The following is a 26001-nucleotide window of genomic DNA, read 5'->3' on the forward strand; positions in this document are numbered from 1 at the left end:
CCGGGCGGGGTAACGCCCGTGAACACTCCGCGTCGGCTGGACCAAGGCCCTGGAACTGGCCGACGGCCCGGTCTGTTTCGAGCTGTCCGTCGGGTAGCCCTGAGACGTCGGACTGTCAGGCGATTCCAGGGTTGAAGCCACTTCCGATGTGAGTCACTTCGTGGGTCAGGTTTACCGCCTCCCTGGGATCCATCCACCGGTCGCCGCCGGGATACTCCGACCAGTAGAGGCGGTCTTGCCAGGTCCAGGACAAGACGAGCAAGCCGTCAATCGTCCCGAGAGTGGGCGACCCGCCGGTTCTGTGGTTGTCGGCGCAACGAGATCGTCGTCTTCGACACGTCCGACCCATAGACGTCGGCCAGGTACGCGGCGATGTCGCCGTGCGTCATCCCTCGCGCGGACAGCGACAGCACGATGTCCTCGATCGACCCGAGCCTGCGCTGACGCTTCGTGACGACCGCCGGCTCGAGCGTGCCCACACGGTCCCGCGGCACGTCGATCTCGACCGGGCCGGCCTTCGTCAGCACCGTCTTGGAACGGGTGCCGTCGCGCGGGTTCCCGCCAGCCGCGCCACGCTCGTGCTTCTCATACCCAAGGTGAGCGGTGATCTCACCTTCGAGCGCGGACTCCAGCACCAGCTTCGTCAGCTGCGCCAGCAGACCGTTCTCCCCGTCGATCGGCAGGCCCTGAGCCTGCGCCCCGCCCACCAGCTGAGCCACCAGCGCCTTGTCCACCACAGGGGCCACCGGCCCGTCCTGCTCCACGACGACCTGCACCATGCCCTGCTCGACCTCCACGTCCTGCACCTGCGAACTGCACATCGGAAGAACTCCTCATCTGGGAAGTTCCACCGTTTACCGTACAGACCCGAAGGTCAGGTACCGTCGACGTACTTCTCCACGGACGGGTGGTGGCCGCATTGGGCCTGTTCGATCGGCTACGAGCGGAGCACCGCGGCATGGTGGCTTACCGGCAGGGCGCCTTCCTGCGCGACGCCGGTGCCCTGCCTGCCGCCGAGCAGCTGTTCCGCAAGGCGCACCGGCTCGGGATCCTCGACGCGACCGTCGACCTGGGCACCCTGCTCCTCGCCCGCGGCGAGCGGGAGGAGGCCGAGCAGCTCTTTGAGCGGGCCGCCGCCGAGAACCACGCGGGCGGGCTGAACGAGCTCGGCGTCCTGCGCAAGGACCAGGGCCGCCTCGACGAGGCCCGCCGCCTCCTGGAGCGCTCCGTGCGGCACGGCTACGACGGCGCGCTGGTCAACCTCGCGTTCGTCGCCGCCGAGCAGGGCAACGTCGAACGGGCCACGAAGCTGTACCTCAGGGCCGCCGAACATGGCTACGACAAGGCGTTGTACAACCTCGGGCTGCTGCTGCACGAACGTGGCCAGCACGCTCAAGCCCTCGCCGTCTGGCAGCAGGGCAACGACTACGGCAACCACGAGTGCACGTTCGCGCTCGGCCTGATGGCCCACCGCGCCGGCGACCACACCGAGGCCGTCGGGCACTGGCGCAACGCCGCCCTGTTCGGCCACGCCGGCGCCCGGGCCAACCTCCGGGAGTTCTACCCGGAAACCCACATCTGACCCGGATCCACGGATACATGGTGGGTGAACCGCACCGGGTCATGCGTGAACTGGCGCGCTGCAGCAGCCATCGTCCTTTTCGAGGTACTGCATCAGTGGGAAGACGAGGTCGACCTACTGCAGCCGCCCGCTCCGCTCAGCGCGGCAGAGGGTTCGGGCCCGTCGCTGTGACCAGCCGCTGCGGGACCCAGCCGTCGACATGGTGGATGCCGTCGAACGTCCCGCCCTGCAGCTCGATCACCGCGCGCAGCGAGCGGCGGTGGAACTTCACGTGTGTGAAGTCCTCGAACAGGACGTAATACGGCTCGTTCCACTGGCTCTGGAATTGCTGGCCGGTCAGCGCCGCCCGATGCCGGCGGGAGAACGCGTCGACCTCCTCGCCGACGACCACGCCGAAGTGCTCCATGCCCATCTTGTAGACGCGCTGGTGGACGGGCGGGATGAGCTCGATGAGCGGGATCACCTGGCCGTCGAGGACGTGGAGCGGCTCAGCGAGGAGGATCATGGACATCGGCCGCCCGTTCCAGACGTTCTCCACATTGGCGATGGCGTGGCGTTCGAGCAGGGTCCGCAGGTGGACATACTGGTCCCACTCCGGCACGCGGACGGCGAGGTGGCTCAGCTCGTACGGCGCGATGTCGACACCCCGGGCGAGCAGGCGGTCGCGCTGCCGCGCGGCGAACGCCCGATAGTCTCCGATGATGTCGCCCACCGGATCGGCCATGGCCCGCCTCCTCTCGGCCGCCAGCCCAAGACGGGGTATGCGGCGAACGTATCAGGCCATCGCACGCCAGGCGACGGAGCGACCTGAGCCGGCGGGCCCGAAATCCCCGGCTGGCGAGATACGGTCATGAGCGCCGCCCGGCGGGGCTCGAACCTCCAACCGCTTCCCTTGGACTTACAGCTCCTACCCGGCGAGCAGGCTGCGTCGTGGGCGCTCTCAGGGGCGCTCGAGTGCCTCCCGTCGAGCCGTTCGATCCGCGCTAGGTGCGCGCGACGCACGGGATGGCTCAGTTCTCGGGCGGCGGGCCGTAGAGCTGCGCGGGGTCGGCCGAGAGAGCGGCCTTGACGAAGCGGCTGGCGTCGTCGACGAGCACTTCCATGGCCCCGGCTTGCACGCCGTCCAGGCTGGCTCGTGCCACGTCGACCGGGTCGATCTTCGGGGCATCGTGTCCCGCCATCATGTCGGTGTCGGCGGCACCCAGGTGTACCCCCTGGACGAGGATGTTCTGAGCCGCGAGCTCGACGCGTACGCCGTTGGTCATGTTCCACTCGGCGGCCTTCGCCACGGAGTATGACCCCGATCCTTGAGGGGTGGCGACCCACGACAGCACGGACAGGACGTTCACGATCGCTCCTGGCCCGTTGGAGGCGAGGTGGGGAGTGAAGGCGCGGATGACCCGGAGCGTACCGAACAGGTGAGTTTCCAGGTCCTGCCGGACCTTGTCCAGGTCGTCGGTCAGCAGCTGCGCTCCGGTCGCGATTCCCGCGTTGTTGACCAATAGCGTGACGTCCTGCGTCGCTGCGGCGGCGTCCGCGATCGATCGCTCGTCCAGCAGGTCCAGGTGCAGCGGCGTGACCCGCGGGTCGGTGGCGTCGATCAGCTCGGGGCGGCGAGCGGCGGCGTAGACCGTCTTGGCTCCCCGAGCCAGCAGCTCGTCGACGAAGCGCCGACCGATTCCGCGATTGGCACCGGTCACGAGAGCGGTGGATCCGGCAATGTCCATGATGATTCCTTCCGTCGAGGAGGCCCGTGCCTCCCGTGCGCCGCCTACGCTAGGACTTGACGTTGACGTCAAGGGCAAGTCCTGACGAGCGGCACCACGAGTGAGAGGAGTCACGATGCGCATCGGGGAGCTGGCCGACAAGGCCGGAGTCAGCACGCGCGCCCTGCGCTACTACGAGGAGCAGGGCCTGCTGCGTTCCGAGCGCACGGCCAGCGGTCAACGTCTCTACGAGGAGTCGGCCGCGGATCGTGTGCGGCTCATCCAGGAGCTCTATACGGCTGGCCTCGGTAGTCGTCTGATCGTGACCCTCCTGCCCGCCATCGATGCCCGCCAGGTCGGCCCGGAGCTGTTGATTCGCTTGCTCGACGAGCGTGCCCAGATCGAAGCGAAGGCCGCCGTGCTGCAGGATGCGGGGCGTCGACTCGACATGCTGATCCATCTCGCTAGGTACCCGGACGCGGAGTCATGCCCGACCTCGCTCGACCAGGCTGTGGCTCAAGACTCCATGTCGCCGTGATGTCGCTGGCCGGTGAACGCGGCGACCACGACTACGGCAGGTAGCCCGGTGAGGTCCCCCGAATCAACTCTTGAGTTGACATCCGGCTCGCGGTCTTGGAGCTCGAATGGCCTCCCGGCCGGCGAGTTGCGGGGCTTCGTCGTTCGAGGCCGCCAACCACCCCAGCCGGCGCGCAATCTGTGGTCCGACGCCACAGGCCGGCTATGGCGCAACCGGAATCGGCACCCTCAGCAAGCCTCGGGCCGCGCTCCTGCCGTGACGTCCTCCGAGCACTTCGCGACCGTCCGCACCGACTACGACGCCATGGCGCAGCCGTACACCGCCGCGACGATGGCGAGCTTCACGCGCGCGCCTCCTCGCTCTCACGTGCCTCCGCGCGGGAGGGCGCCGGCATCCGGAAGATCGCCACGATGTTGACGACGAGCGCCACCGTGAGGACTCCCATCACGGGCACCAGGAGGTCGGCCCTCGGTGACGGCCCGGTGGCCAGCAGATCCCAGCGTCCGACGGCGACCGCGCCGGTGAGCATCGCCCAGAGTGCGGTCTCGAGGGCGGGGAGCCACTCGCCTGCCCGGAGGTGGAAGCCGCTCGCCATGAGCGTGACGACCGCGAGACCGATCGCTGCCAGCGGCGTCGTCCACTCGAAAGTGCCCAGGAGCATCGGGAGGACGAGCGCGATGGGCGCCGCGACTTCCGCGATGCCGATCAGGATGGTGAGGGGGCGCGGGAGGTCGTCGAACCCGGTCCAGCGGTCGATGCCGCGGCCGAGGATCTTCGGCAGGCCCGCGAACAGGAAGAACAGAGCGAGAGCGATCTGCGCCGCCCACAGGGTGGTGGTGAGCATGGTGCTCCTTCAGCTTGTCGGCCAGCGGGTTGCCGGCCGGTGCGGGACAGGACGAACGGGCGGGCGCGTGTGTGACGCTGTCACAGGGGAGGGGGCGCGATCGTCCTGTGCACATGAGCGAAACTGAACGCGGCGGCGTCGAACGCAGCGCGGCCGAGCGCAGCGCAACCGAACGCGTCGCCGCCGCCTCGCGGGACGACCGGGCCTACTTGCTGGCCGTCGCCCACCGGATCCTGGCCGATCCCGCCGAGGCCGAGGATGTGGTGCAGGACGCGTTCGTGCGCCTCGCGACGCAGGAGGTTGGCGAGATCCGGGACCTGCGCGGCTGGCTGGTCGTGGTGGTGCGGCGGCTCGCGCTGGACCGGATCGGCTCGGCACACGGGCGGCTCTCGGCGCCGCACGATCCGACAGCATGGGGTTTCGACGCAGCGGCCGACGCGCTGGACCCGGCGGACCGCGTCACCTTGGACGACGAGATCCGGCGCGCGCTGTCCGTGGTGCTCGAGCGGCTGACACCCGGGGAGCGCGCGGCGTTCCTGCTGCATGACGTGTTCGGGATCCCGTTCGACAGCGTGGCGGAGATGGTGGGCCGGACTGCGGCCGCGTGCCGGCAGCTCGCCAGCCGCGCCCGGCGGGCGATCCGGGAGTCTGGTCCGACGTCGGACGCGCCGCCCGCCGACCCGGAGCTGCAGGACGTCGTCGACCGCTTCATCGCTGCGTGCGCCGGGGGAGACCTGGACGCGCTGGTCCGGACCCTGCACCCCGACGTGTCGGGGTGGGCGACCCTGGGCGGCGAGCGCGTCGGGTTCGACGTCGGCGCTGAGCGCGTGGCCGCCGGGTCGCTGCGGTACCTGGGTCCGCAGTCCGGCTGGAGCCTGGCTCCGCTGGCCCTGGACGACGGGATGGCCGTCGTCGCCACGCGGGGCGGCGACCCCGTGGCGCTGATCCGGCTACAGATCACCGACGGGCTGATCGCCGCGATCCACACGGTGCTGCTGCGCTGAAGGAGCACACGATTGCCACCTCCGTGGATCGACCGGGCGGATGCGGAACCACGGACGTCGGGCCGGCGAGGCCATGTTCTCCTCGACACCGCCACATGACTGACGACCCCGCAAGTGCTGCCAGGGGCGAAGTTTGCTCAAGAGCGGTCTACTGGTCGTAGAGACCCGGGGAGGAGAGATGACCAGCGGCTGGTACCGGGGTGTCGTCGTCGGGGTCGACGGTTCCGAGGAGAGCATGGGGGCACTCGACTGGGCTGCGCGGACCGCCGACAGGCACGACGCACGGCTGACCGTCCTGTCTGCGTACACCCCGCCGCACATGACCGTGATGCCGGAGGCGGTGCGGCACCTCGCTGAGGCCCGGGACGAGGCACAGCTGGCGGTGGACCGGGCGGTTGCCCGCCTGGGCGGCGCCCGACCCGGGAGCCGGGACGTCGCGAGGACGATCGCGCAGGGCGCCGCCGCGCACGTTCTCGCGCAGGAGTCGCGGTACTGCGACCTCGTGGTCGTCGGCCGGCGCGGGCTCGGACTGTGGGACTCGGCGCTGCTCGGCTCCGTGCCCTCGACGCTCGCCGCGGGAGCACATGGCCCGGTAGCGGTGGTCCCGGCGGGAGCGAGTGCCGCCGACCCCCGGCGGGTCGTCGCAGGAGTGAGCGTGGATGACGAGCCCGTGCTCGAGCTGGCGTTCGCCGAGGCGCAACAGCGCGGCTGCCGGCTGGAGGTAGTGCACGTGGTCCCGCCAACCGCAGTGCTTGCCGGCAACGACGACTTCGCCGTGTCGTGGCCGAAGGCCGCCGCCTCCGACATCGGTGATCAGGTCAACCGATGGGCGGAGAAGAGCCCTGAGGTCGCCTTCGCGGTCACGCTCCGCACCGGCGACCCGGCCGAGGAGCTGCTGCTCGGGCTGACACCCGACGACCTGGTCGTCGTGGGCGGCGGGCGACCCCCCGCGATGCTGGGCCAGCTGATGCGGAGCGTCCCGGACGCCATGCTGCGTAGGGCCCCGTGCGCCGTCGTCGTGATTCCCGAGCACCACCGCTGAGGAACCGTCCGCCCGGTCGCGATCGACCGCGCCCGCGCCGACGGCTCGCCAACGACCGTGGTTGGGACCTCGAGCAGTTGGCCCATAGGGGACAACGTGACGGGGGTCGCCGCAGCAGCCCACTCGGTACGCGGGCACGGCGAGCACGACGTCGTACCGGCCATGGCAGGCACGACCGGCCGGTCAGGCTGTGCGGGCGGCGGCTGCTCCCTCGTCGGCCCGGGACCCTAGGCGGTCCAGGGCCGCGACCACCAGCGCCCGGACGCCGGTCTCGAGGGTGGGGTGCGGCACGGGCGCGAACCGCGGTGAGTGGTTGGACGGGATGTCCCGGTCCAGGGTGCCGGCGCGTTCCGCGGCGAGGAAGGCGACAGGGTCCCACCCGCCGAGCAGCCAGTAGACGATCGGCACCCTGGCGGCAGTCGCGAGGATGCCGACGTCCTCGCTGCCTGAGACCGGCCCGGGGTCGATGACCCGCTCCGCGCCGAAGTGGTCGGCGAGCACGGCACGGGTGCGCTCCGTCTCCGCCGGGTCGTTGACGACGGGCGGGAAGCTCGCGAGAACATTGATCCGCGGTGGCTGTGGCGCCCCCGCGGCCGAGGCCTCGCCTCGGACGATCCGCTCCACGGCTGCCACGACCCGGGCACGCACCGCCTCGTCGAAGGAGCGGACGTTCACGCCGAGATACGCCTCCTCCGGAATGATGTTGTCCTTGGTGCCCGCCTGGAGCGCGCCGACCGTGACCACCGCCGCCTCGTTCGCCGCTACCTCTCGCGCCACGATGGTCTGCAGGCGCATCACCGTCGACGCCGCCATGACGACGGGGTCTACGGTGGTCTCGGGCCGCGACCCGTGCCCGCCGCGGCCGACCAGCCGGATGTCAAAGGAGTCCGTGCCTGCGAACGCCGGTCCGCCGTGGACCCCGAGGAGGCCGGCAGGATACGGCGCGACGTGCTGCCCCAGAACGATGTCGGGCCGAGGCGCCAGGTCGTACAGGCCCTCGTCGATCATCGCCTGGGCGCCGGACCCCAGCTCCTCGGCCGGCTGGAAGACGACGACGAGCGTCCCCGACCACGCGGGCCTGCTGCGCGCGAGCAGCGCGGCCGCGCCCAGGAGCGCGGTGACGTGGACGTCGTGACCGCACGCGTGCATCAGCCCTGACTCGATGCCGTCGGCAGTGGTGCCCCGCGCGGTGCTGGCGTAGGAGAGCCCTGTCTCCTCGGTGACCGGCAGTGCGTCCATGTCCGCCCTGAGGAGCACGCAGGGGCCGGCGCCGGCCTCGAGCACCCCGACGACCCCGGTCCTGCCGACGCCCGTGTGGACGGAGTATCCGAGAGCGCGGAGCTGGTCGGCAACCAGAGCGGCGGTGCGGGTCTCCTGGAAGGACAGCTCGGGGTGCGCATGGAGGTCGACGTAGGTCTCGAAGAGGCCAGGCAAGATCGAGTCGAGCGACCCGAGAACGGCGCCGACGTCGACAGGCGCCCCGGAGACGGTCATGCGCCTCACGATGCCACCGCCAACCGTCATGCGCTCGGGGCGTCCTGCCCGCCGGGTCGCCCCCGGCGCCGCCGCCGCACCACGACGGGTGAATCCTGGTCCGGCATGTCAGGAATTCTTGACATGTCCGCTGCGGCGCGACATCGTATCGATGTCAAGAATTCTTGACATCGGCTCGGCGGGTGGGGGTGGGGGCGTGGAGCCTCGGGAGCGAGCAGCTTGGGTGCAGGTGGTGGTCGCGCCGGCCGGGTGGGCGGTGTACGTGGTGCTGCTGCTGGTGAGGGCGGGGGACGAGGTGCTCGTCGAGACGGGCTACTGGGACCTGGTGGCCTGGGCGATCGGCGGGGCGGTCGTGGTCTCGTTACTGGCGACGTTGGCCGTCGGCGGGTTCGACGGCGCGAAGCCCGACTTGCGTGACCGGGAGATCGACGGCCGGGCGCAGCAGATCGGCAACTCGCTGCTGGTCGCCGGCGCGCTGGTGGCGATGGTGCTGGCGATGGTCGACGTCGACGGCTTCTGGATCGCCAACACCCTGTATCTGACGTTCGTGTCGTCAGGGCTGCTCGCCTCGATCGCGCAGATCGGCTTCCGGCGGGGGGGAGTGCCCGGATGGTGAGGCCGCCGACCCGCGTCACCAACCGGATCAAGGACCTGCGCACCGAGCGCGCGGTCACCCAGGCAGAGCTGGCGGCCCGGCTCGGCGTCACACGGCAGACGGTCATCGCTATCGAGCAGGGGCGGTACTCGCCCACGCTCGAGCTGGCCTTCCAGATTGCACACGTCTTCGGCGCACGGCTCGACGACGTCTTCGGTTATCTCCAGGAGGAACGATGAGAGCCATCACGCAGGATGTCTACGGCGGGCCCGAGGTGCTCCGCCTCGAAGACGTCGAGGTGCCCGAGCCCGGGAAGGGGCAGGTGCGCGTGCGGGTGCTGGCCGCCGCGCTCGACGCCGGGATCTGGCACCTGACCACGGGACGGCCACCCATCGCGCGGCTCGGCCTCGGGCTGACCCGGCCGCGCAGCCGCGTGTCCGGCCAGGAGCTTGCCGGCGTCGTCGACGCGGTGGGTCCCGGCGTGACGCGGTGGGCCGTCGGGGACCGGGTGTTCGGGCAGGGGTCGGGTGCGTTCGCCGAGCACGCGCTCGCACGGGAGGACAGGCTCGCGGCGCTGCCCGACGGCGTCCCGCCCGAGGCCGCCGCGACGCTCGCCGTCTCCGGGTCCACGGCCCTGATCGCGGTGCGCACCGGTCGGGTCACGGCGGGGCTGCGCGTCCTGGTGATCGGGGCGGGCGGAGGGGTCGGGTCCTTCGCCGTGCAGATCGCCAAGGCGCTCGGCGCGTCGGTGACCGGGATGGCGAGCGGCGGAAAGGCGGAACTGGTGCGGGGGCTGGGGGCTGACCGGTTCGTCGACTACACGACCGAGCGGTTGGACTCGGCCGGCGTTCACGACGTCGTGATCGACACCGCCGGGAACCGGCCCCTGGGGGAGGTCCGGCGGCTCCTCGTGCCTGGCGGCACGGCCGTGCTGGTGGGTTCGGGTGTCGCCACGGCGGGCTGGCTCGCTGGGCTGGGGCGGATGATCGCCAGCGGACCGGTCTCGTTGTTCGTGCCGCAGCGCCTGGTCGGCTTCTTCGGGGTGACCCGTTCCGCAGACCTCGCCGACCTCGCCGCGATGGTGGTCGACGGCCGGATCGTGCCGACGGTCGGGCGGGTCGGTGGCCTGGAGGACGTGCCCGACGCCCTCGCCGAGCTGGGCCGTGGCCATGCGACGGGCAAGGCTGTTTTCGTGCCGTAGGCAAGGGCGGCTGCTCCGGAGGTCCGGAGCAGCCGCCCGCGTCGGGCCCCACTACGCAGAGCGCGTCCATTGCTGGGTCGTGGCCGCCGCGTCACAGCTCGTGAGCAGGAGCCCCCAGGAGTCCGCCGGGGTCGCCAAGCACAGGGTCGGATCGGCGACGCTGCTGATCGTCGCGTCGGCATTGAGCTCCCACTGCTGCTCGGGCGTGCCCGCGCAGTCGGCGATGACGAGCGTGCCACCGACCGTGAGTGTGCCGCTCGGCGCGACGCACATGTCGCCGTAGACCGTGAGCTGCCGGTCCGCGGTCCAGTTGAACGACTGGTTGCCGCCCCCGTTGCAGTACCAGAGGCCGAGCCCTGTGCCGGTCGTCGTCGAGAAGCCCGGCACGTCGACGCAGATGTCGGACCCGCCACTGCTGTGGTGGACACTGACGAGCGGCGCACCCGGCGGTGCGGGCGGCAGGTCGTTCAGGACCTCGTTCTTGAGCAGTCTCCAGCCCCACTGGATCTGGGCCAGCCCCGAGGCGTTGGTGACCTCGAGGTCGCCGTCGCCGACGACCTCGGTCAGCGTGTAGGCGTCGCCCGTGCGCAGGCCGGGCCAGTAGACGATCCCGATGCCCTGCTCCCTTGCGACCTCCGTCAGCGCGCCGAGGTACGAGGTGTAGACGTCCCCCTCGTGGTTGCCGTAGTTGAGGCCAGTGGTCATCGGCGAGCCGGCCTCGCTGACGATCGTGCGCCAGCCGTACTCGCCGAGGCGTGGGAGCAGGTTTGCCTTCCACTCGTCCTCGGTCGTGTGGTTGGCCCAGAACCCGTAGAAGTGCAGCGAGAGCAGCGTCCCCTTCAGCTCCTCGGCCGCGCCGACGCCCGTGACGTTGTCGTTGTAGCCAGTCCCCGAGATGATCACGCGACCGCGGGGCACGTCGTCGTGGTCATCGAGCCAGCCCGCGGTCAGGTCCACCCACGAGTCGAGGGAGTAGCCGAACGGCTCGTTCATGGGCTCGAAGTACACCTTTGGGTTCTGCCCGTACTCCGCCACGACCGTGTCCCACATCGCGTCGAAGGCGGCGGGGTCGTCGGCCCTGCCGTCCTTGGCGTTGTCCGCCTCCCAGTAGCTGAGGATGACCTTGAACCCGTTGTCCGTAGCGGCGTCGATGGCGCCCTGGTACGAGTCCCACCACTCGGTGCCGACGCTCGAGGTGTTGATCGGTAGCCGCACCGTGTTGGCGCGCACCTCGTGCCGCAGCTCGAGGAGGATGTCGGTCGACTTGATGTACGTCGTGCGGTAGTCGTCCTCCGTGCTCAGACCGGAGGGCACCACCTCGTCGTCCGCGTAGTTGTCGCGCGGGTCTGCCCAGTTGACCCCGCGGAACTCGCCGGTGCCGGCCGGTCCGACCGACGGGACGCCCGCAGCGGGACCGGGAACCACCGCCACCGCCGCCGCGAGGAGGCCGACGGCCGCCAGGGCGCCGGTCCGGATTGCTCGTGTCATGGGACTCCGATCTGGGGGCGCGTCGCTGCGCCGCCGTCCGAGGGCCTCGAGGTGGCCAGTGCCAGCCCGAGGCCGATGTTTACGCAAACATGGCACGTCGACCCGTGGTTGCGCAAGAACGCTTCGCCGCGCTGCAGGCCACTGCGGTCTTGCTGAACCGCCCGGAGTTCTGCAGAGGGATCGAGAGCGCCTCCACAAGACCCGGGGCGGTTCAGCACACAGGGAGTTGATCCCGACAACGGCACAGGTCAGGTGTCGTGTGAGCGGCCGGTCATCGGGCCGGCAATGTCCGGTTGTGGTCGGTGGGGGCGAGTTCGCGGACCAGCCGTCCGCCGGCCACGGTGACGGGCATCGGATCGCTGATGGTGCCGACGAAACCGCCGTCCGGGTCGTCGTGGTGGAAAGCGAGCAGCACCCATTGCCCGTCACGGCGGCGCACCAGCTTGCCGCTGTACAGGCTGGAGTCCGTGAGCTGCTGCGCGGCCGCCACGTCGAACGGCCCGAGCACGGAGGCCGCGGGCGCCACCCAGACACCACCCGTCGTGCCGACGGCACGGCCGGCCGCCATGTCCGGTGCCAGGCACGAGAACAGCAGCACCGGCACGCCGTCGACCACCTCGGCCTGCATGACCTCGAGCTGGCCGAAGCCCCGCCCGGGCTCGGTGAGCGGCGCCCGCAGCTCCCAGGTCCGCAGGTCGGGCGACCAGGCGTGCCCCACGACGCCCCGGTCGTCCGCCGGACCGGTGCGGCCGCGCGCGGTGACGAGCATGTGCCAGCCGTCCCCGTCCGGGTCCGGGAGCACCCACGGGTCGCGGAACGCCTCGTCGTGCCAGTGGCCGTCGGCGAGCGTCTCGTACCAGCGCGCGTCCGCCTCCAGCACCGGGTTCTCCGGTGCCTTGCGCCAGGCCATCAGGTCCGATGACGTCGCGTAGCCGATCCGCTGCACGTTTCCGGCGGGCGTGAGGGTGGCGCCGGTGTAGAAGAGGAACCAGGTGCCGTCGGGGTGCCTGACAACAGAACCCGTCCACGTCGCCAGGTCGTCCCAGGCGGGCGCGTCGGAGCGCACGAGGGCGTCCGGCACGCGTGTCCAGTGCACGAGGTCGTCGGAGACGGCGTGGCCGATCGACGCGCGGTAGTGGCGCGCGTCCGGCTCATGCAGGGCGCGGGACGCGTACAGGAAGAACAGGTGGTGCCGCTCGCCGTCGTCGGCGAACCAGAAGTCCCACACCCAGGAGTCGGGAAGGGTGAACATGTATCAACCTTTCACGCCGCTGGCGGCGACGCTGCTGACGAACGCGCGCTGGAAGGACAGGAACACGACCAGGACCGGCAGGGTGATGAGCGACGTGTACGCCATGACCTCGCCCCAGGCCGTGTTGAGCTGGAAGAAGTACTGCATGCCGACCATCACCGGGCGCAGCTCCTCCTGCTGGACCACCATCAGCGGCCAGAGGTACTGGTTCCACGCGGGCAGGAACGTGAGGATCGCGACCGTCGCGAACGCCGGCCCGGCCAGCGGCACGATGATCTTGCGGTAGATCGTGAACCAGCCGGCGCCGTCGATGCGGGCCGCCTCGTCGAGCGATTTCGGGATCGTCGAGAAGTACTGGGTGAACAGGAAGATCGAGAAGGCGTTCGCGATGAACGGGACGATCTGCACGTGGTAGGAGTTCAGCCAGCCGAAGTCGTACTTGAGCAGCCCGCCCTCCCACACCAGGGTCGGGAGCTTCGAGACCCAATAGACCATGGGCACCGCGATCGTCTCGAAGGGCACGATCAGCGTGGCGATGACGAGCGCCAGCACGAGCCCGCGCCCCCGCCACTCGAGGCGCGACAGGGCGAACCCGCACATGCTGTTGACGATCAGCCCGAGCCCGACGATCAGCACGGTCACCAGGACCGAGTTGAACAGGAAGCGACCGACCGGGACGCGGTCGAAGACGCCGGCGTAGTTGTCGAGGCCGATGTCGCCGACCGGCAGGAAGGCCCGCAGCGACGTCACGTCGGTGAGGATCTGGGCGTCGGGCTTCAGGCTCGAGACGAACATGAAGACCAGCGGGAACAGGAAGAACACGGCGAGCGCCGCCATGGTGACGTAGGACCAGACCCGCCGGTGACGGCGAAGGTGCTGCTCGCTCTGGATCACGACTGTCATGGCTCAGTCCTCGTCTCGGGTCAGGTAGCGCTGGACCAGGGCGATGACCAGGACGATCACGAAGAAGATCAGCGAGATCGTGGCTCCGTAGCCCGTCTCCTGCTCCCGGTAGCCCTTGCGCACGGCGTGGTAGACGAGCGTGGTCGTCGAGTTCACCGGGCCGCCCTGCGTCATGACGTCGACCTGGACGAACAGCCCGAGCGCCGCGATCGTGATCGTCACCAGGACGAAGACCATCGTCGAGCGCAGCCCCGGCCACGTGACGTTCGTGAACTGCTGCCACGGTGAGGCGCCGTCCATACGGGCGGCCTCGTACAGCTCCTCGGGGATCGTCTGCAGCCCCGAGAGCCAGATGAGCATGTGGAACCCGACGGCCTGCCAGATCGACAGGACGATGATCGCGCCGAGCGCCGTGCTGGGGTTGTTGAGCCAGGCTGTGCCCTGCCAGGCGCCGAACGTGACCGTGTCGATGAAGGAGTTGATCAGCCCGTCGCTCTGGTACATGAACTTCCAGAGGATCGACACGACGACGATCGACGTGACGACCGGGACGAAGAAGATGACCCGGAACGCGGTGACACCGCGGACCTTCTGGTTCACGAGCACGGCAAGCGCGAGGCCGAGCGCTGCCTGGACGGGTACCACGACCGCGGCGAAGACGAACGTGTTGAGCGTCGAGCGCAGGAACACCGGGTCGGCCGTGAAGGCGCGCACGAAGTTGTCCAGCCCCACGAACCGCGGCGGGTTCGGGGAGATCAGGCGCGCGTTGGTGAACGACAGCCCGAATGCGAGCAGGACCGGGATCACGAGGAACAGCAGGAGCAGGATCAGCGCCGGGGACGCCATCGCGAGGCCGGTCCGGCGCTCGCGGCGACCGGCCGTCGAGCGGCGGGTGCGGGCGCGGGTGTGGGCGCGGGGCAGTTGTTGCCTGGCTGGTGCGGCGGGCGCCGTGAGGGAGGTTGTCATGGTGTCGGCTCCGTCCGGGCATGGGACGGCCGCGCACGGCCGCCCCACGCCCCTCAGAACGGTCGGCTCAGAAGCCGTATCCGTCGTTCGACTCGATGTTGGTGTCGATCTCCTGGACCGCGCCGTCGAGCGTCGACTGCACGTCCGCGCCGTTCATGATGTCCTTGGCCGCCTTCTCGAAGGTCGAGGAGATCACGGGGTACGCCGGGGTCTCCGGCCGGGCCAGCGCGAACTTCTGGGACAGCTCGACGAACGGGCGCAGGGCGCCGTCCGGGCCGAAGTTCGCGGACAGCGCCTCGGCGCCGGCCGTGGCCGGGATGACCACCTGCTTGTCGCTGAAGGCCGCGATGTACTCGTCCTGGAAGCTGAACTCGAGGTAGGCGCGGGCCCCCTCGGGCGACTCGCACGTCGACGAGATGCCCCACTGCCACGAGCCGCCGCCGATCTTGGGGCCGGTCCCGAAGTCCGGCGGGGGCAGGATCAGCAGGTCGTCACCGACCGCCTCCAGGGAGTCCATCGCGTTCCAGACCCCGGTGTAGGCGAGCGCGGCCTTGTCGGTGTTGAACTCCTCGTTGCCGATGGTGCCGTCGGAGCTCGTCCAGCCCTTGGCGAAGGCGTCCTGGAACCAGGTGAAGAACTCCACCGCCTCCGGCCCGTTGAGGGCGCCCTCGGCGGACAGGTAGGTGTCGCGGTCGATCTCGTCGCCGCCCGCGCTCTGCAGCATCGGGGAGTACGCGTACGACCACCACTCGCCCTGGTCCTCGGCGCCGATGTCCAGCGGCGTCTCGTAGCCGGCGTCCTTGAGCGTGGCCAGGGCCGCGTTGAACTCGTCGACCGTCCACGGCTCGTCGACCGTCGGGATGCGGATGCCGTTGGCGTCCAGCACCGACCTGCGCGCGAAGACCGACAGTGCGGCGTCCCAGTAGCCGGCGCTGTAGATCTCGTCCTGGTAGGAGCCGACGACGGTCGGCAGCAGCGCGTCGGTGATCTCGGTGGGCAGCCCGAGCGGCTGGATGTACTCGGCCCAGGCCCAGTTCGGGACGATCGGGCCGTCCATGTCGAGCAGGCACGGCAGGTCGCCCGCCGCGGCCGCCGCGACGATCGCGTCGTTGTACGCCCCCTGCGGGAACGACTCCTCGACGACCTCGTACTCGTCCTGCGACGCGTTGAAGTCGGCGATGATCTGCTCGTAGACCTCCAGCTCGGCGGGGTTGCCCGCCGAGTGGGTCCACATGGTCAGCTGCACGCGTCCGTCGTCGGACGTGGTGGGGCCCCGGCCCGCCTGCCCGCACGCGGTGAGGGCGACGGTACCGACCGTGGACATGGCTACGATCTTCATGAGGGGTCTGCGGTTCATCGTGGTTCCTCTCTTGGTGCCCGACCTCCACGTCGGGACACCGCTTCTGCGACCGCCTAGGCGGTCGTGGGGGTGTTTCAGGCTCGCCGCCGGCTGGAGTTGGCTGCTGCTGCCGGCGGCGAGCTCACCGAGTCCCGACGAACGATCGGGCACGGCATTCGGTAGGTCTGGTCCGGCGTCGCGGGTGGTTCCCGGGCGCCGAGAGCGACCTCGGTCGCCCACCGCCCCATCTCGTAGTGGGGCAGGGCGACGGTCGTCAGGGGCGGGTCCAGCTCCCCCGCAACGAGCTGTTGGTCGTCGTAGCCGACGATGGAGACGTCCCCCGGGACGTCCAGTCCGCGATGGTGCACGGCGACGTACGCCCCCGCGGCCATGCGGTCGTTGAAGCAGAAGATCGCCGTCGGCCGACGGTGCGGCGGCAGGTCGAGCAGGCGTTCCGCCGCAACCCGCCCGCTCGCGGCCGTCGTCTCCTCGCCGTGGACGTGCCAGGCCGGATCCGGTGTGATGCCCGCCTCGGCGAGCACCTCCAGATAGGCCTGGTGGCGCAGTCCGGACGCGACGGGCGGGTTCGGCTCGGCGATGTCGACGAAGGCGATGCGCTCGTGTCCCGCGCCGACGAGCTCTCGCACCGCGGCCAGGCCCCCGGCGACCTCGTCGGGCACGACGGCCGGGTGCGTCCCGTCCGCCGGGCGGCAGTCGAGGAACACCGTCCGGTCCGGGAGGCCCTCCGGCGTCTCGACGACCTGGTGCCACATCGTGGCGTAGATCATCGCGTCGACCTGGTGGTCGACCAGCGCGCGGATCGCCTCCTGCTCCACGGCCGGGTCGGCGCCCGTGTTCACGAGGATGAGGAGGTGCCCGTGCTCCCGCGCCGCGTCCTGCGCACCGGCGAGCATCCGGCCGGCGAACGGGGTCGTCGCGATCACGTCCGAGACGAGGCCGATGGTTCGCGTCCGCTGCGTCCGCAGCCCGCGGGCGATGGAGTTGGGGGTGTAGCCCACAGCGGCCGCCGCCTCGCGCACGCGTTCACGCGTCTCCCCGGAAATTCGCGAAGTCCGGTCGTTGAGGACGAGGGAAACGGTGCTCGTCGAAACGCCCGCGGCGGCGGCGACGTCGGAGATCCGAACGCGGGTCATCTCGTCCTTCCCACAGCGGTGTGGTGATAAATCGATTGATCAGGGAGATCATGGTCCCGCTCGGGCCGCGCGTCAAGCGCTCCTGACAACAATTTCGCGGGAGCTGTGGCCGCGCCGCTGCTCCGCACGCCGCCGTCGGCGGTCGGATGCGCCAGCGCCACGCGGGACGCGGGGCCGGTCGTCGGGCCGGGAGCGGTCTGGTGGGTCTGGTCGCTACCCGCACCAACCGTCGACCACGTCCCGTTGCCGATGCGGGCGCCGGCCCATCGTCTCGGCCCGCGGGCGATGGCTCAGGGACCTTGGCGGCGCGCCGACGACGAACGCCGCGGCGGTCGCCGTCGGCGATCTCGACCGGCGATCAGACGCGTTCCCCGTTCCGGAGAAACTCCTCGAAGCCCTCCCAGGCCTGCGTTCCGTCCTTGGTCCGAATCACTTCAGAGGAGTACTGCGCCAGGTACACGCGGCGTAGATCCTGGGTCAGGTTGGGGCCGCTGCGATGGAAGACGACACTCGAGAAGCAGGCGATGCTCCCCGCCGGAACGACCACAGGCGTGCCCGGGTCGTTCCCGAAGTAGCCGACCTTGTCGTTGGTGGCCTCGTCGTGGAAGTGCTTGACGTACGACCGGATGCCCGCCCGGGAGTACGGAAGCAGGTACACGCTGCCGTTCGCCTCGGTGACGTCGTCGAGCGCGATCCAGCAGGTGAGATACGGCTCGTGATCCTCGTGGACGAAGCCGCTGTCCTGGTGCCAGGAGAACGCGCTGTTCTTGTCGGCGGCCTTGATCACGAACTGCTCGACGAACTGGAACACGTCCGGCCCCAGCGTGGCTCGACAGATGTCGGCCATCAGGTCTCCGAAGAGGAACGAGCGCAACGACGGCTCCTGCTCGGCCATCCCGGAGACGAAGTAGCGACGTCCGCGATGGTTGAGCCCCAACATGTCGACTTCGGCGGCGTCCATCTCGGCGTCCGCGCGGTTCATGGCGGTCTGGGCAAGCCCGCGAAGGAGCTTGAGCTGCTCCTCGGGGAGCACCTGCTCGAGGACGAACCAGCCCTCCTCCCGGTACTGCCGGGCCTGGGACTCGGTGACGATCGATGATGCCTTGTCTGTCATGGTTTCCATGGGGACGACGCTAGGCCGGGCTCCGGCGTGGTGGGCAGGTCTGTGATGGGAAGCTCTTGTCTAAAATGGTCAGATGAGCAGCAGTGCGGTGCGGATCAGCTCACAGGACGAGGTCGGGACGCGGCTCGGGCGGGTGCGGACGACGGGATTCGTCGAGAACGGTCCCGCATTCGTTCCCCGTCCGCGCCGAGTCCTCGAGAGCTACGCGCTCGTCCTCGTACATGCCGGTGTCGGCGCGTATGTCGACGACGAGATCGGCTCGCGCCCGATCGAGCCCGGTGACGTCATCACCGTGTCGCCCGGGTGCCCGCACTGGTACGGACCCCCGCCTGGCGGCACCTGGAGCGAGATCTTTCTCGTCTTCGACGGCCCCTTGTTCGACGCCCTTGCTGTCGACGGCGTGCTCGATGCCCGTGACCCGATTCGTCGGGTCGCCCCTCTGAAGGTGTGGCGTGACCGTGTGGCCGAGTTCGCCGACCGTGTCCGACCCGGCGACACGACGGCGCGTCGAAGGGAGCTCCTGGAGCTCGCCGCGCTCCTCGTCGACGTGCGAGGTGAGCGGCACGACGTGGAGCCGGTGACGCGCGGGATCCGGCACGCGAAGAATCGGCTGGCCGGCGATCTCCGGGCTGACCTCGACCTCCGAGCTGTCGCCGCGTCCGCGGGCCTGCCCTACGAGACCTTCCGCAAGCAGTTCCGGGCGGCGGTCGGCACCTCGCCCGCCGCGTTCCGCCTCGACCGGCGCATCGAGGCGGCTCGAGCGCTGCTGCGCATGACCGACATGACCCACGCGGCCATCGCCGCGAGCCTGGGTTTCGCCGACGAGTACCACTTCGCGAAGCGGTTCCGGGAGCGCGCCGGCGTCTCTCCACGCGACTACCGGCGCGCCCGGTCGAAGATCTGAGCGGCGGTTCGGCGGCGCAGGCGGGCTCAGAGCTGCGAGCGGGACGCAGCGCGGATCGAGAGCCGGGTGGAAGCTCTCGGCATCGCGGCTACGTTCGGATCCCTCGACATCGTCACCCTCAGGCCCAACATGACGCCCAGTGACGTTCTTGCGCTGCGCCAATGAACCCACGAGCAGTCTGAAGTGGGACACCGGCGCAGGGCAGGAGCGGTCTCCGTGGCTGACACCGTGGAGCCGCGACTCCACCCGCGTCAGCCGAGGCGGGTGGCGAACTCGTCGGCGACGCGCCGACCGAGGTCGGGGCCGAGGGCCTTGACCAGGGCGTCAGCGAGGGCGGCGGGATCGATGTCGGTTGCTTCTGCGCCCGAGGTGAGCGCGACGAGCTGGTGGAACGCGGCTGATGTCTCGGAGACGGCGCGTGCCGTCCCTGCGGTGATCTCGTCGCGGAGCACCTGCCCGTCGAGCTGGTCGAGGGTCTTGGCAACAGTCGCGTTCCTGAACTTGCGGTCCTGCAACGAGCCGAGCACCCGGTCGTCGGCCTGGTGGCCGCGGCCGGCTGGATCGAGGATGTACTTGACGAGCGCCTCGTTGATCTGGATGAGCCGCTTGGAGTTCGTGAACACTTCAGCGAGTGCGGCGTCCTGTTGGGGGGTCATGTCCTTCTCCGGGGTGAGGGGCGCTGGTGCGCCGAAGAGGCTTGCGATGTCGGCGGTTCCTGGGCCGGAGGGGCCGTTGCTGACGGTGATGACGGTCAGGTCGATGCCGCGGTCCTGAAGGAACGGCACGGGATCGACCTGGCGACCGTCGACGAGCACCTCGAAGTGCAGGTGCACGGTCGGGGCGCCGCTGTTGCTCGCAGTCGCGATGTGCTGCCCGCCCGCAACCTGCTCCCCGACGACCGGGTCGATCCCGGCGCGTTGCATGTGCACGTACCGCGTCATGGTGTTCTCACCATGGTCGATCTCCAGAACCCATGCGCCGAGCTGCGTCTGAAAGATGCGCCGGACCTCTCCGTCAGCGGCGGCGTAGACGTCGGAGTCGACTCCCACGGTCCCCGCACGGAGGTCGACGCCGAGGTGATTCAGCGAGGCGGCCGGTGCGTTCGGGATCGGCGGGCGAGGTCCGAACTTCGACGTGATCTTGCCGGCGGTGGAATTGGGGCGATGCCATGCGGACATTGGGTCCTCCCGGTCACATTCCGCGGCGATCTCGGGTGAGGGGCTCTGCCGAATCGGCGAGCACCAGTGTCACGGCGGGTCGAGTGATGGGTGCTGAGCCGCCGGTGGCAACGAGCTGCTTTCTGTTGCTGTGACCGTGAGGGAGGGGGGTCGATTCCGGTTGATACAGGTCAAGCTGCTGGCCGGGGGTGGAATACGAGGCCGCCTGATCCAGGTGCCGACGGTGACCATGTTGATGGCGTACTTCTTGCCGGTGGGCTGGATGAAGCCGCCGTTGCCGTCGGGCAGGGCTGGGTGAACATGCCCGTGGCGACTCCCGTCACGGCGGTGAGGCTGCCCCTTGGCCACCCGGACCGGGTGCTCGACGACGCGGGTGTCGAGTCGCGAACGCTCGCGCCGTCGACCTAAGATCGGTAAACGCGCATTCTCGGATTCACCGCTGAAAGGTCAGGAATCATGCCCAAGGCATCGAGCCGGCGATGCCTACTACGTCCCCCCGGGTCACACCCCTGTGCTCCATGCCGGCACCGAGGTCGTCGAGTTCAGCCCGACCGAGCAGCTCCAGCAGACCATCGACGTGGTCACGAAGAACATGAAAGCCGCTGGCTGATTCGGGCCGCCGACACCGGCTCTGCGAGGCGCTGGTAATGCCCTCGATGGATGGACGAGTGGCGCTCGTGACGGGCGCGACGGGTGGCATCGGAGGGGCGGTCGCGACCGCGCTGGCACGCGAAGGCGCGACCGTTGTCGTGGTCGGGCGCTCAAAGGCGCGAGCGGAAGACGCGATGCGCGACATCCGCGCGGTTGTACCTGCCGCAATGCTTGAGCCGCTTGTGTGCGACCTCTCTGTCCAGGCGTCGATCCGCTCGGCGGCGCGTGAGTTTCTCTCCCGCCACGACAAGCTCGACGTGCTCGTCAACGCCGCGGGCGTGTTCCGCAAGGAGCGCCACGTGACCCCCGATGGGCTCGAGCTCACGTTCGCCACCAACGTGATGGGCTACTTCCTGCTCACGAACCTGCTCCTGGACGCTCTCGAGCACGCCGCGACCGGCACGTCGAGGACTTCGCGGATCGTGAACATCGCATCCAAGTACTCGAGTGGCTTGTCGGTCACCAGGGTCGACTTCGACGACCTCCAGACCGCGAAGGGCAAGTACAGCTTCCTGCGCGCGACGCCCCCGACGATGCTCGGCCGCGTTCTCTTCACGCAAGAGCTCGCGGAGCGACTACGCGGGACGGGCGTGGTTGTGAACGCCGTACACCCGGGCCTCGTCAAGCACACGACCCTTCTCCATGACGTCGGCGGCCCGTTCCGCTGGATGACGAACACGTTCGGCAGGTCCGCAGAGAAGGGCGCCGACACCGCGGTCTGGCTCGCGACCTCACCCGAGGCCGAGGCGGTCTCAGGCAAGCTGTGGGCCAACCACAAGGAACTGCCGACGCCCGGCATGGGCTCGGATCCGGAAGCACGGAAACGGTTGTGGGACGAGTGCGCGCGCCTGTCCGAGCTCATGGGCCCAGAGCCTGAGCGCTGACGCCGCCGGCCACGCGCCCGCCCGTCACGGGACGACCGCCAGCGGGTACATGGCGCCGGTGCCGGCATCCACGAGCGCGGCCCGCGTCATCGTGCCGGTCAGCGGCAGGATCTCGTAGACCGCTTCGAGAACCAGTGGCGTCTGCTCCAGCCGCACGCGCGTCGCCACGGTCACGTGCGGTGTCCAGATTCCCGGGACGTAGTGCTTGTGCAGCTGGTCTTCCGTCGCGCCGAGCGCCTCGACGACCCGCTCCTGGCGCGCCACGAGCGTGCTGGTCACGGCTGGGACCAGGCTCATCCGGCCGCGCCGGAACGCCGCGACGGCGTCGAACCGGACGGTGGTCGGGCCGGCGTCGGGCAGTGCCTCCACGGTGGCGCGTACCTTGTCCAGGTCCCAGGAACGCAGCACCGCCAGGGACAGATGCGGCACGTGCCGGCGGTGCGTGTGCGTGGCGAGCGTAGGCACGCCGTCGGCCTCGAGCCGCTGCCACAGCCGTCGCAGGACCCGCTCGGTCGGCCCGTCGAACAGCAGGCACACAGCCAGCGCCACGGTTCCAGCCTAGGACGGGGGACCCGGTGCGGGGACGGCAAGAAATGTCCGCGACGTGCACTGTGGCCGGCCGCTAGCGTCGGCCCGTGACCGTACGAGTGCCGTTCCGAGCCGTGCCGCTCGACCTCGAGGACGTTCAGTACGATTACGGCCCGGACTCGTCTCCGCGTCCCGGCGTGCCCGCGGGCGAGACCATCGAGCTGCGTCTGGACGACAGCACCGTCTTCCCTGGCACTTCCCGCAAGGTGTGGATCCACGTCCCTGCCGCGTACGACCCGGCCGAGCCCGCGGGGCTGACGGTGTTCCAGGACGGTTGGTGGTACCTCGACCCAGAGGGCGACGTCCGGGGTGGGATCGTCTTGGACAACCTGGTCCACCACGGGGAGATCCCGGTAACCATCGGCGTCTTCGTCGATCCCGGTGTCTTCGAGGACCGCGACGACCCCGACGAGCGCAAGAACCGCAACGCGGAGTACGACGCGGCCGACGACCGGTATGCGACGTTCCTCCTGACCGAGGTCATCCCGGAGGTGCGACGCCGGTACACCGTGAGCGACGACCCCGACCGCTGGGGCATCGCGGGCGGTAGCTGCGGCGGCAACTGCTCCTTCACGGTCGCCTGGCACCTCCCGGACCGGTTTCGTCGCGTCCTGTGCTTCTTGTCGAGCTTCGCACAGATGCCCGACGGCAACCCCTACCCCGCTCTTCTGGCCGGCACACCGCGCAAGCCGTTGCGGATCTTCCTGCAGGCCGGGCACCGCGACTCCGGCTGGGACGAGCCGGAGCACAACTGGCTGGCGGAGAACCTACGGGTCGCCGCTGCCCTGGCCGAGACCGGTTACGACTTCCGGCTCGTCCTCGGCGACGGCGGACACAGCCCGAACCACGCCGGGGTGCTGCTGCCCGATGCGCTCCGCTGGCTCTGGCGCACCGCTCGTTGACGGAGAACCGGCGGTCGACCGGCGCCTGGCCGCTTGGCCGTACTCAGGACCGTAGTGCTCGATGGGAGGTTGCTGATTGACTGATTCTGAGATTCTGGCGGGTTGCCACCTGGCTGCCGCCCGCTGCCTCGAGTGATGTTGAAGCGGGATCAGGCGCGTGCCGGGTCCACCATCTGCACCGAGAGGTGTGAGGACAGCGCGCGGAGGAAGTCCGGGGCGTCGAAGACCGCCCCCGCGGAGGCGACGCCGGTGGTCCTGGTCCGGCCGGTGAGGATGCGGTCGACGGCCTCCACCGCGAGCGGCGCGCTGATGGCGTAGATGTCCTGACCGGTGGCGACCACGCGGCGTTCCGTGCCGCCGGAACGGACGACGACGTCGACGACGAAGGTCTGCGCGGAGCGGCCGCGTTCGTCGACGACGGTCGGTGCCGAGGCGTCAGGAGCGGACATGTCCGCAGCCGCCCTGGCGGTCATGTAGGTGCGCACCTCCGGGACGGCCAGGTGGCTGGGAACGGTGACGACGTCGGCCATGGTGAACTCTCCGATGACGGTCTCGGGGCCGAGCGGAGCCGGGAAGGGCCACTCCAGGGTCGGCAGAGCGTCGTCGTGGTACTCGAGCTGTCCGCCGGTGTAGCGGACACGGCGGCCACCACGTCGCTGCCCCGAGACCACGCCCGCGGCGAGCGTTCCGGCAGTGGGGTGCCAGCTGCTCAGGCCGTAGGCGATGTGCGCCTCGTCCGCCGTCGTCCAGTCGCCCATGGCGGTGGTGACCAACAGGTCGCCGAGGCCGCCGTAGAAGGCCATCGCCGGGACCACCACGGTGCCCGCGGCGCGAGCGGGCTCCGCGAAGTGCGCGAACGTGTCAAGGTTCGCCTCGATCTCGGCCGCCACGTCGACATACGGGATGCCGGCGCGCAGCGCCGCCTCGACCAGCGGGGCGGCGGTCGTGGCGAAGGGCCCCGCGCAGTTGATCACGGCGGCCGCGCCGTTCAGCGCGCGGTCGAGCGAGGCCGGATCGTCGACCGACGCCTGCCGCGTCTCGAGCCCCGGTTGGCCCTGTGCCATCGCCAGCAGCTTGTCCTGGTCGCGGCCGAGGAGCAGCGGGACGTATCCGCGCTCGCGCAGCTCCGCGACCACGAACCGCCCGGTGTGCCCGTAGGCGCCGAACACTGCCACGTTCCGACCTGATCCCATGTCTGCTCCTGCATGCTCGAAGTGATCCGCTCTGGAAATCCTGTCCCCGCTGCCGCAGGGGGGCCAGTGTCCGGAACGACATGACCCGTACAATTCGCGACATGAGCTCTGTCGCCCGCTCCGTCGCGGTCGCCGCTACCGACGGGATGCTGCACTTCGAGCTGGCCCTGGCGCATGAGGTCTTCGGCTCCGCCCCGGCCGCCCTGCCAGGCCCCTGGTACGACGTCAGGGTGTGCGGCTCGCACGCCGTCCGGGTCGGCCGGTTCCTGCTCGAGCCGGACTGCGGGCTCGACCGGCTGGCGGACGCCGGCACCGTGATCGTCCCCGCCCTGGCGGACGTCGACGAGGACCCGCCGGCCGACCTGGTCGAGGCGGTGCGCGCGGCGCACGAGTCAGGCGCGCGGGTGGTCTCCCTGTGCACGGGCGCGTTCGTGCTCGCCGCCGCCGGCCTGCTGGACGGGCTGGGCGCGACCACGCACTGGGCCCACACCGAGCAGCTGGCCGCGCGCTATCCCCGGGTGAAGGTCGACCCGGACGTGCTCTACGTCGACAACGGCAGCGTGCTCACGTCCGCCGGCAAGGCCGCGGCGATGGATCTGTGCCTGCACCTGGTCCGTCGTGACCACGGCTCGGCGATCGCCAACGTGGTCGCCCGCCGCTTGGTCGTGCCGCCCCACCGGGCCGGTGGCCAGGCCCAGTTCGTCACCACACCGGTGCCGGCCCAGGACGGACACCCCCTGGCCGAGCTGCTGCCCTGGGTGATGCGGCGGCTGGACCAGCCGCTCACCGTGGAGGACCTGGCCCGCCAGGCGAACATGAGCTCGCGCCACCTGACCCGCCACTTCCGCTCGGTAACCGGCACCACCCCGCTGCAGTGGCTGCTGACCCAGCGGATCCGCCGCGCGCAGGAGCTGCTGGAGACCACCGACGACGGCGTCGACACCATCGCCTCGGCCGCGGGCATGGGCACGGCGACGACGCTCCGGCGCCACTTCCACCGCACGATCGGCGTACCGCCGGATGCCTACCGCCGGACGTTCCGGGCGTGAGACCGCTGCCCTCGCGGTGACGGCCGGTCAGGCCGCCGCGTCCGTCAGCGACGTGGCGAGGCGGGTGAGGGCTCCGGGCATGAGCGCGTAGTAGGCCCACTTGCCGCGCTGTGTGCGGGTAAGGATGCCGGCCTCGACGAGGATCTTGAGGTGGTGGCTCACCGTCGGCTGGCTGAGCCCGATCGGCGCGGTCAGGTCGCAGACGCAGGCCTCGCCGCCGTCGTGCGCGGCGATGATCGAGACGAGCTGGACGCGCGCCGGGTCGGCCAGGGCCTTGAAGAGGTGCGCGAGCTCACGGGCGGTCTCCGCGTCGGCGGCCTCACGGACCAGCGGCGCGCAGCATGCGCCGGAGGGGGCCGTCGTCACCGGGGTGAGCTCGAGCGTCGTAGACATGCCCCCATCTTGTCACGGATCGAAGTTT

General features: G+C 70.1%; 26 protein-coding genes and 1 pseudogene. 11 read left to right on the forward strand and 16 right to left on the reverse strand.

All coding sequences use genetic code 11. From position 1 onward, the window contains the following. Positions 1-317: 317 nt before the first annotated feature. Positions 318-779, reverse strand: a pseudogene (locus L1785_RS19230) (transposase); the annotation flags it as partial. 179 nt (positions 780-958) lie between these two features. On the opposite strand from L1785_RS19230, the gene L1785_RS19235 reads away from it, so the two are divergent. Then, on the forward strand, positions 959-1582 hold the full coding sequence (locus L1785_RS19235) for a tetratricopeptide repeat protein (RefSeq protein WP_236090921.1): 624 nt from the start codon (positions 959-961) through the stop codon (positions 1580-1582). Positions 1583-1718: 136 nt separating this feature from the next. On the opposite strand, the gene L1785_RS19240 is transcribed toward L1785_RS19235, so the two are convergent. Beyond that, positions 1719-2306, reverse strand: coding sequence for a VOC family protein (locus L1785_RS19240; protein WP_236090922.1), 588 nt, complete (start codon positions 2304-2306; stop codon positions 1719-1721). Positions 2307-2592: 286 nt separating this feature from the next. Further along, positions 2593-3309: an SDR family oxidoreductase gene (locus tag L1785_RS19245; RefSeq protein ID WP_236090923.1), complete on the reverse strand. Its 717-nt coding sequence runs from the start codon at positions 3307-3309 to the stop codon at positions 2593-2595. 115 nt (positions 3310-3424) lie between these two features. On the opposite strand from L1785_RS19245, the gene L1785_RS19250 reads away from it, so the two are divergent. Beyond that, complete coding sequence (locus tag L1785_RS19250) at positions 3425-3826, forward strand: MerR family transcriptional regulator (RefSeq protein WP_236090924.1); 402 nt, start codon at positions 3425-3427, stop codon at positions 3824-3826. 340 nt (positions 3827-4166) lie between these two features. Here the strand turns inward: L1785_RS19250 and L1785_RS19255 are convergent, their stop codons facing one another. After that, positions 4167-4670: a DoxX family protein gene (locus L1785_RS19255; protein ID WP_236090925.1), complete on the reverse strand. Its 504-nt coding sequence runs from the start codon at positions 4668-4670 to the stop codon at positions 4167-4169. Positions 4671-4783: 113 nt separating this feature from the next. On the opposite strand from L1785_RS19255, the gene L1785_RS19260 reads away from it, so the two are divergent. Continuing rightward, entirely contained in the window at positions 4784-5674 is an 891-nt protein-coding gene (locus L1785_RS19260; protein WP_236090926.1) for a sigma-70 family RNA polymerase sigma factor, read from the forward strand. 178 nt (positions 5675-5852) lie between these two features. Beyond that, positions 5853-6716, forward strand: a complete 864-nt coding sequence (locus tag L1785_RS19265) for a universal stress protein (protein ID WP_236090927.1) — start codon at positions 5853-5855, stop codon at positions 6714-6716. Positions 6717-6899: 183 nt separating this feature from the next. Here the strand turns inward: L1785_RS19265 and L1785_RS19270 are convergent, their stop codons facing one another. Beyond that, positions 6900-8210, reverse strand: coding sequence for an amidohydrolase (locus L1785_RS19270; RefSeq protein ID WP_268915487.1), 1311 nt, complete (start codon positions 8208-8210; stop codon positions 6900-6902). A 196-nt stretch (positions 8211-8406) separates the two neighbouring features. Between L1785_RS19270 and L1785_RS19275 the strand changes: the two genes are divergently transcribed. Genes L1785_RS19275 through L1785_RS19285 form a run of 3 tightly spaced genes read left to right on the forward strand, consistent with a single transcriptional unit; the run spans position 8407 to position 10006 of the window. Next, complete coding sequence (locus tag L1785_RS19275; protein ID WP_236090928.1) at positions 8407-8826, forward strand: hypothetical protein; 420 nt, start codon at positions 8407-8409, stop codon at positions 8824-8826. Next, the gene (locus L1785_RS19280) at positions 8820-9044 is read left to right on the forward strand and encodes a helix-turn-helix transcriptional regulator (protein WP_236090929.1); all 225 of its coding nucleotides are present in this window, start codon (positions 8820-8822) and stop codon (positions 9042-9044) included. The genes L1785_RS19275 and L1785_RS19280 overlap by 7 nt, the downstream gene beginning before the upstream one ends. Next, positions 9041-10006, forward strand: coding sequence for an NAD(P)-dependent alcohol dehydrogenase (locus tag L1785_RS19285; RefSeq protein ID WP_236090930.1), 966 nt, complete (start codon positions 9041-9043; stop codon positions 10004-10006). Before L1785_RS19280 ends, L1785_RS19285 begins: the two co-directional genes overlap by 4 nt. A 51-nt stretch (positions 10007-10057) precedes the next feature. Here the strand turns inward: L1785_RS19285 and L1785_RS19290 are convergent, their stop codons facing one another. From L1785_RS19290 to L1785_RS19320, 7 genes are all read right to left on the reverse strand, one after another. After that, entirely contained in the window at positions 10058-11494 is a 1437-nt protein-coding gene (locus tag L1785_RS19290; RefSeq protein ID WP_236090931.1) for a ricin-type beta-trefoil lectin domain protein, read from the reverse strand. A gap of 271 nt (positions 11495-11765) precedes the next feature. Then, positions 11766-12746, reverse strand: a complete 981-nt coding sequence (locus L1785_RS19295; protein WP_236090932.1) for a glycoside hydrolase family protein — start codon at positions 12744-12746, stop codon at positions 11766-11768. Between the two features lie 3 nt (positions 12747-12749). Then, positions 12750-13583, reverse strand: coding sequence for a carbohydrate ABC transporter permease (locus tag L1785_RS19300; RefSeq protein WP_372461888.1), 834 nt, complete (start codon positions 13581-13583; stop codon positions 12750-12752). Positions 13584-13652: 69 nt separating this feature from the next. Then, the gene (locus L1785_RS19305; protein WP_236090934.1) at positions 13653-14615 is read right to left on the reverse strand and encodes a carbohydrate ABC transporter permease; all 963 of its coding nucleotides are present in this window, start codon (positions 14613-14615) and stop codon (positions 13653-13655) included. A gap of 67 nt (positions 14616-14682) precedes the next feature. After that, a complete protein-coding gene (locus L1785_RS19310; protein WP_236090935.1) occupies positions 14683-15972 on the reverse strand; it encodes a sugar ABC transporter substrate-binding protein in 1290 nt (429 codons plus the stop codon). 77 nt (positions 15973-16049) lie between these two features. Continuing rightward, positions 16050-17108: a LacI family DNA-binding transcriptional regulator gene (locus L1785_RS19315; RefSeq protein ID WP_236090936.1), complete on the reverse strand. Its 1059-nt coding sequence runs from the start codon at positions 17106-17108 to the stop codon at positions 16050-16052. Positions 17109-17466: 358 nt separating this feature from the next. Continuing rightward, on the reverse strand, positions 17467-18231 hold the full coding sequence (locus tag L1785_RS19320; RefSeq protein WP_236090937.1) for a phytanoyl-CoA dioxygenase family protein: 765 nt from the start codon (positions 18229-18231) through the stop codon (positions 17467-17469). A 73-nt stretch (positions 18232-18304) separates the two neighbouring features. On the opposite strand from L1785_RS19320, the gene L1785_RS19325 reads away from it, so the two are divergent. Further along, the gene (locus L1785_RS19325; protein ID WP_236090938.1) at positions 18305-19135 is read left to right on the forward strand and encodes a helix-turn-helix transcriptional regulator; all 831 of its coding nucleotides are present in this window, start codon (positions 18305-18307) and stop codon (positions 19133-19135) included. A gap of 251 nt (positions 19136-19386) precedes the next feature. Here the strand turns inward: L1785_RS19325 and L1785_RS19330 are convergent, their stop codons facing one another. Then, entirely contained in the window at positions 19387-20313 is a 927-nt protein-coding gene (locus L1785_RS19330) for a M23 family metallopeptidase (RefSeq protein WP_236090939.1), read from the reverse strand. Between the two features lie 656 nt (positions 20314-20969). Between L1785_RS19330 and L1785_RS19335 the strand changes: the two genes are divergently transcribed. Continuing rightward, a complete protein-coding gene (locus L1785_RS19335; RefSeq protein WP_236090960.1) occupies positions 20970-21848 on the forward strand; it encodes an SDR family NAD(P)-dependent oxidoreductase in 879 nt (292 codons plus the stop codon). 24 nt (positions 21849-21872) lie between these two features. Here the strand turns inward: L1785_RS19335 and L1785_RS19340 are convergent, their stop codons facing one another. Then, positions 21873-22397, reverse strand: coding sequence for a 2'-5' RNA ligase family protein (locus L1785_RS19340; RefSeq protein ID WP_236090940.1), 525 nt, complete (start codon positions 22395-22397; stop codon positions 21873-21875). A gap of 86 nt (positions 22398-22483) precedes the next feature. On the opposite strand from L1785_RS19340, the gene L1785_RS19345 reads away from it, so the two are divergent. Then, complete coding sequence (locus L1785_RS19345) at positions 22484-23338, forward strand: alpha/beta hydrolase (RefSeq protein ID WP_236090941.1); 855 nt, start codon at positions 22484-22486, stop codon at positions 23336-23338. 149 nt (positions 23339-23487) lie between these two features. On the opposite strand, the gene L1785_RS19350 is transcribed toward L1785_RS19345, so the two are convergent. After that, positions 23488-24531, reverse strand: a complete 1044-nt coding sequence (locus tag L1785_RS19350) for a saccharopine dehydrogenase family protein (protein WP_236090942.1) — start codon at positions 24529-24531, stop codon at positions 23488-23490. A gap of 101 nt (positions 24532-24632) precedes the next feature. Between L1785_RS19350 and L1785_RS19355 the strand changes: the two genes are divergently transcribed. Then, a complete protein-coding gene (locus L1785_RS19355; RefSeq protein ID WP_236090943.1) occupies positions 24633-25580 on the forward strand; it encodes a helix-turn-helix domain-containing protein in 948 nt (315 codons plus the stop codon). Between the two features lie 27 nt (positions 25581-25607). Here the strand turns inward: L1785_RS19355 and L1785_RS19360 are convergent, their stop codons facing one another. Further along, positions 25608-25973, reverse strand: coding sequence for an ArsR/SmtB family transcription factor (locus L1785_RS19360; protein WP_236090944.1), 366 nt, complete (start codon positions 25971-25973; stop codon positions 25608-25610). Positions 25974-26001: the final 28 nt, after the last annotated feature.

The organism is Antribacter soli (assembly GCF_021568775.1).
Taxonomy (GTDB): Bacteria; Actinomycetota; Actinomycetes; order Actinomycetales; family Cellulomonadaceae; genus Antribacter; species Antribacter soli.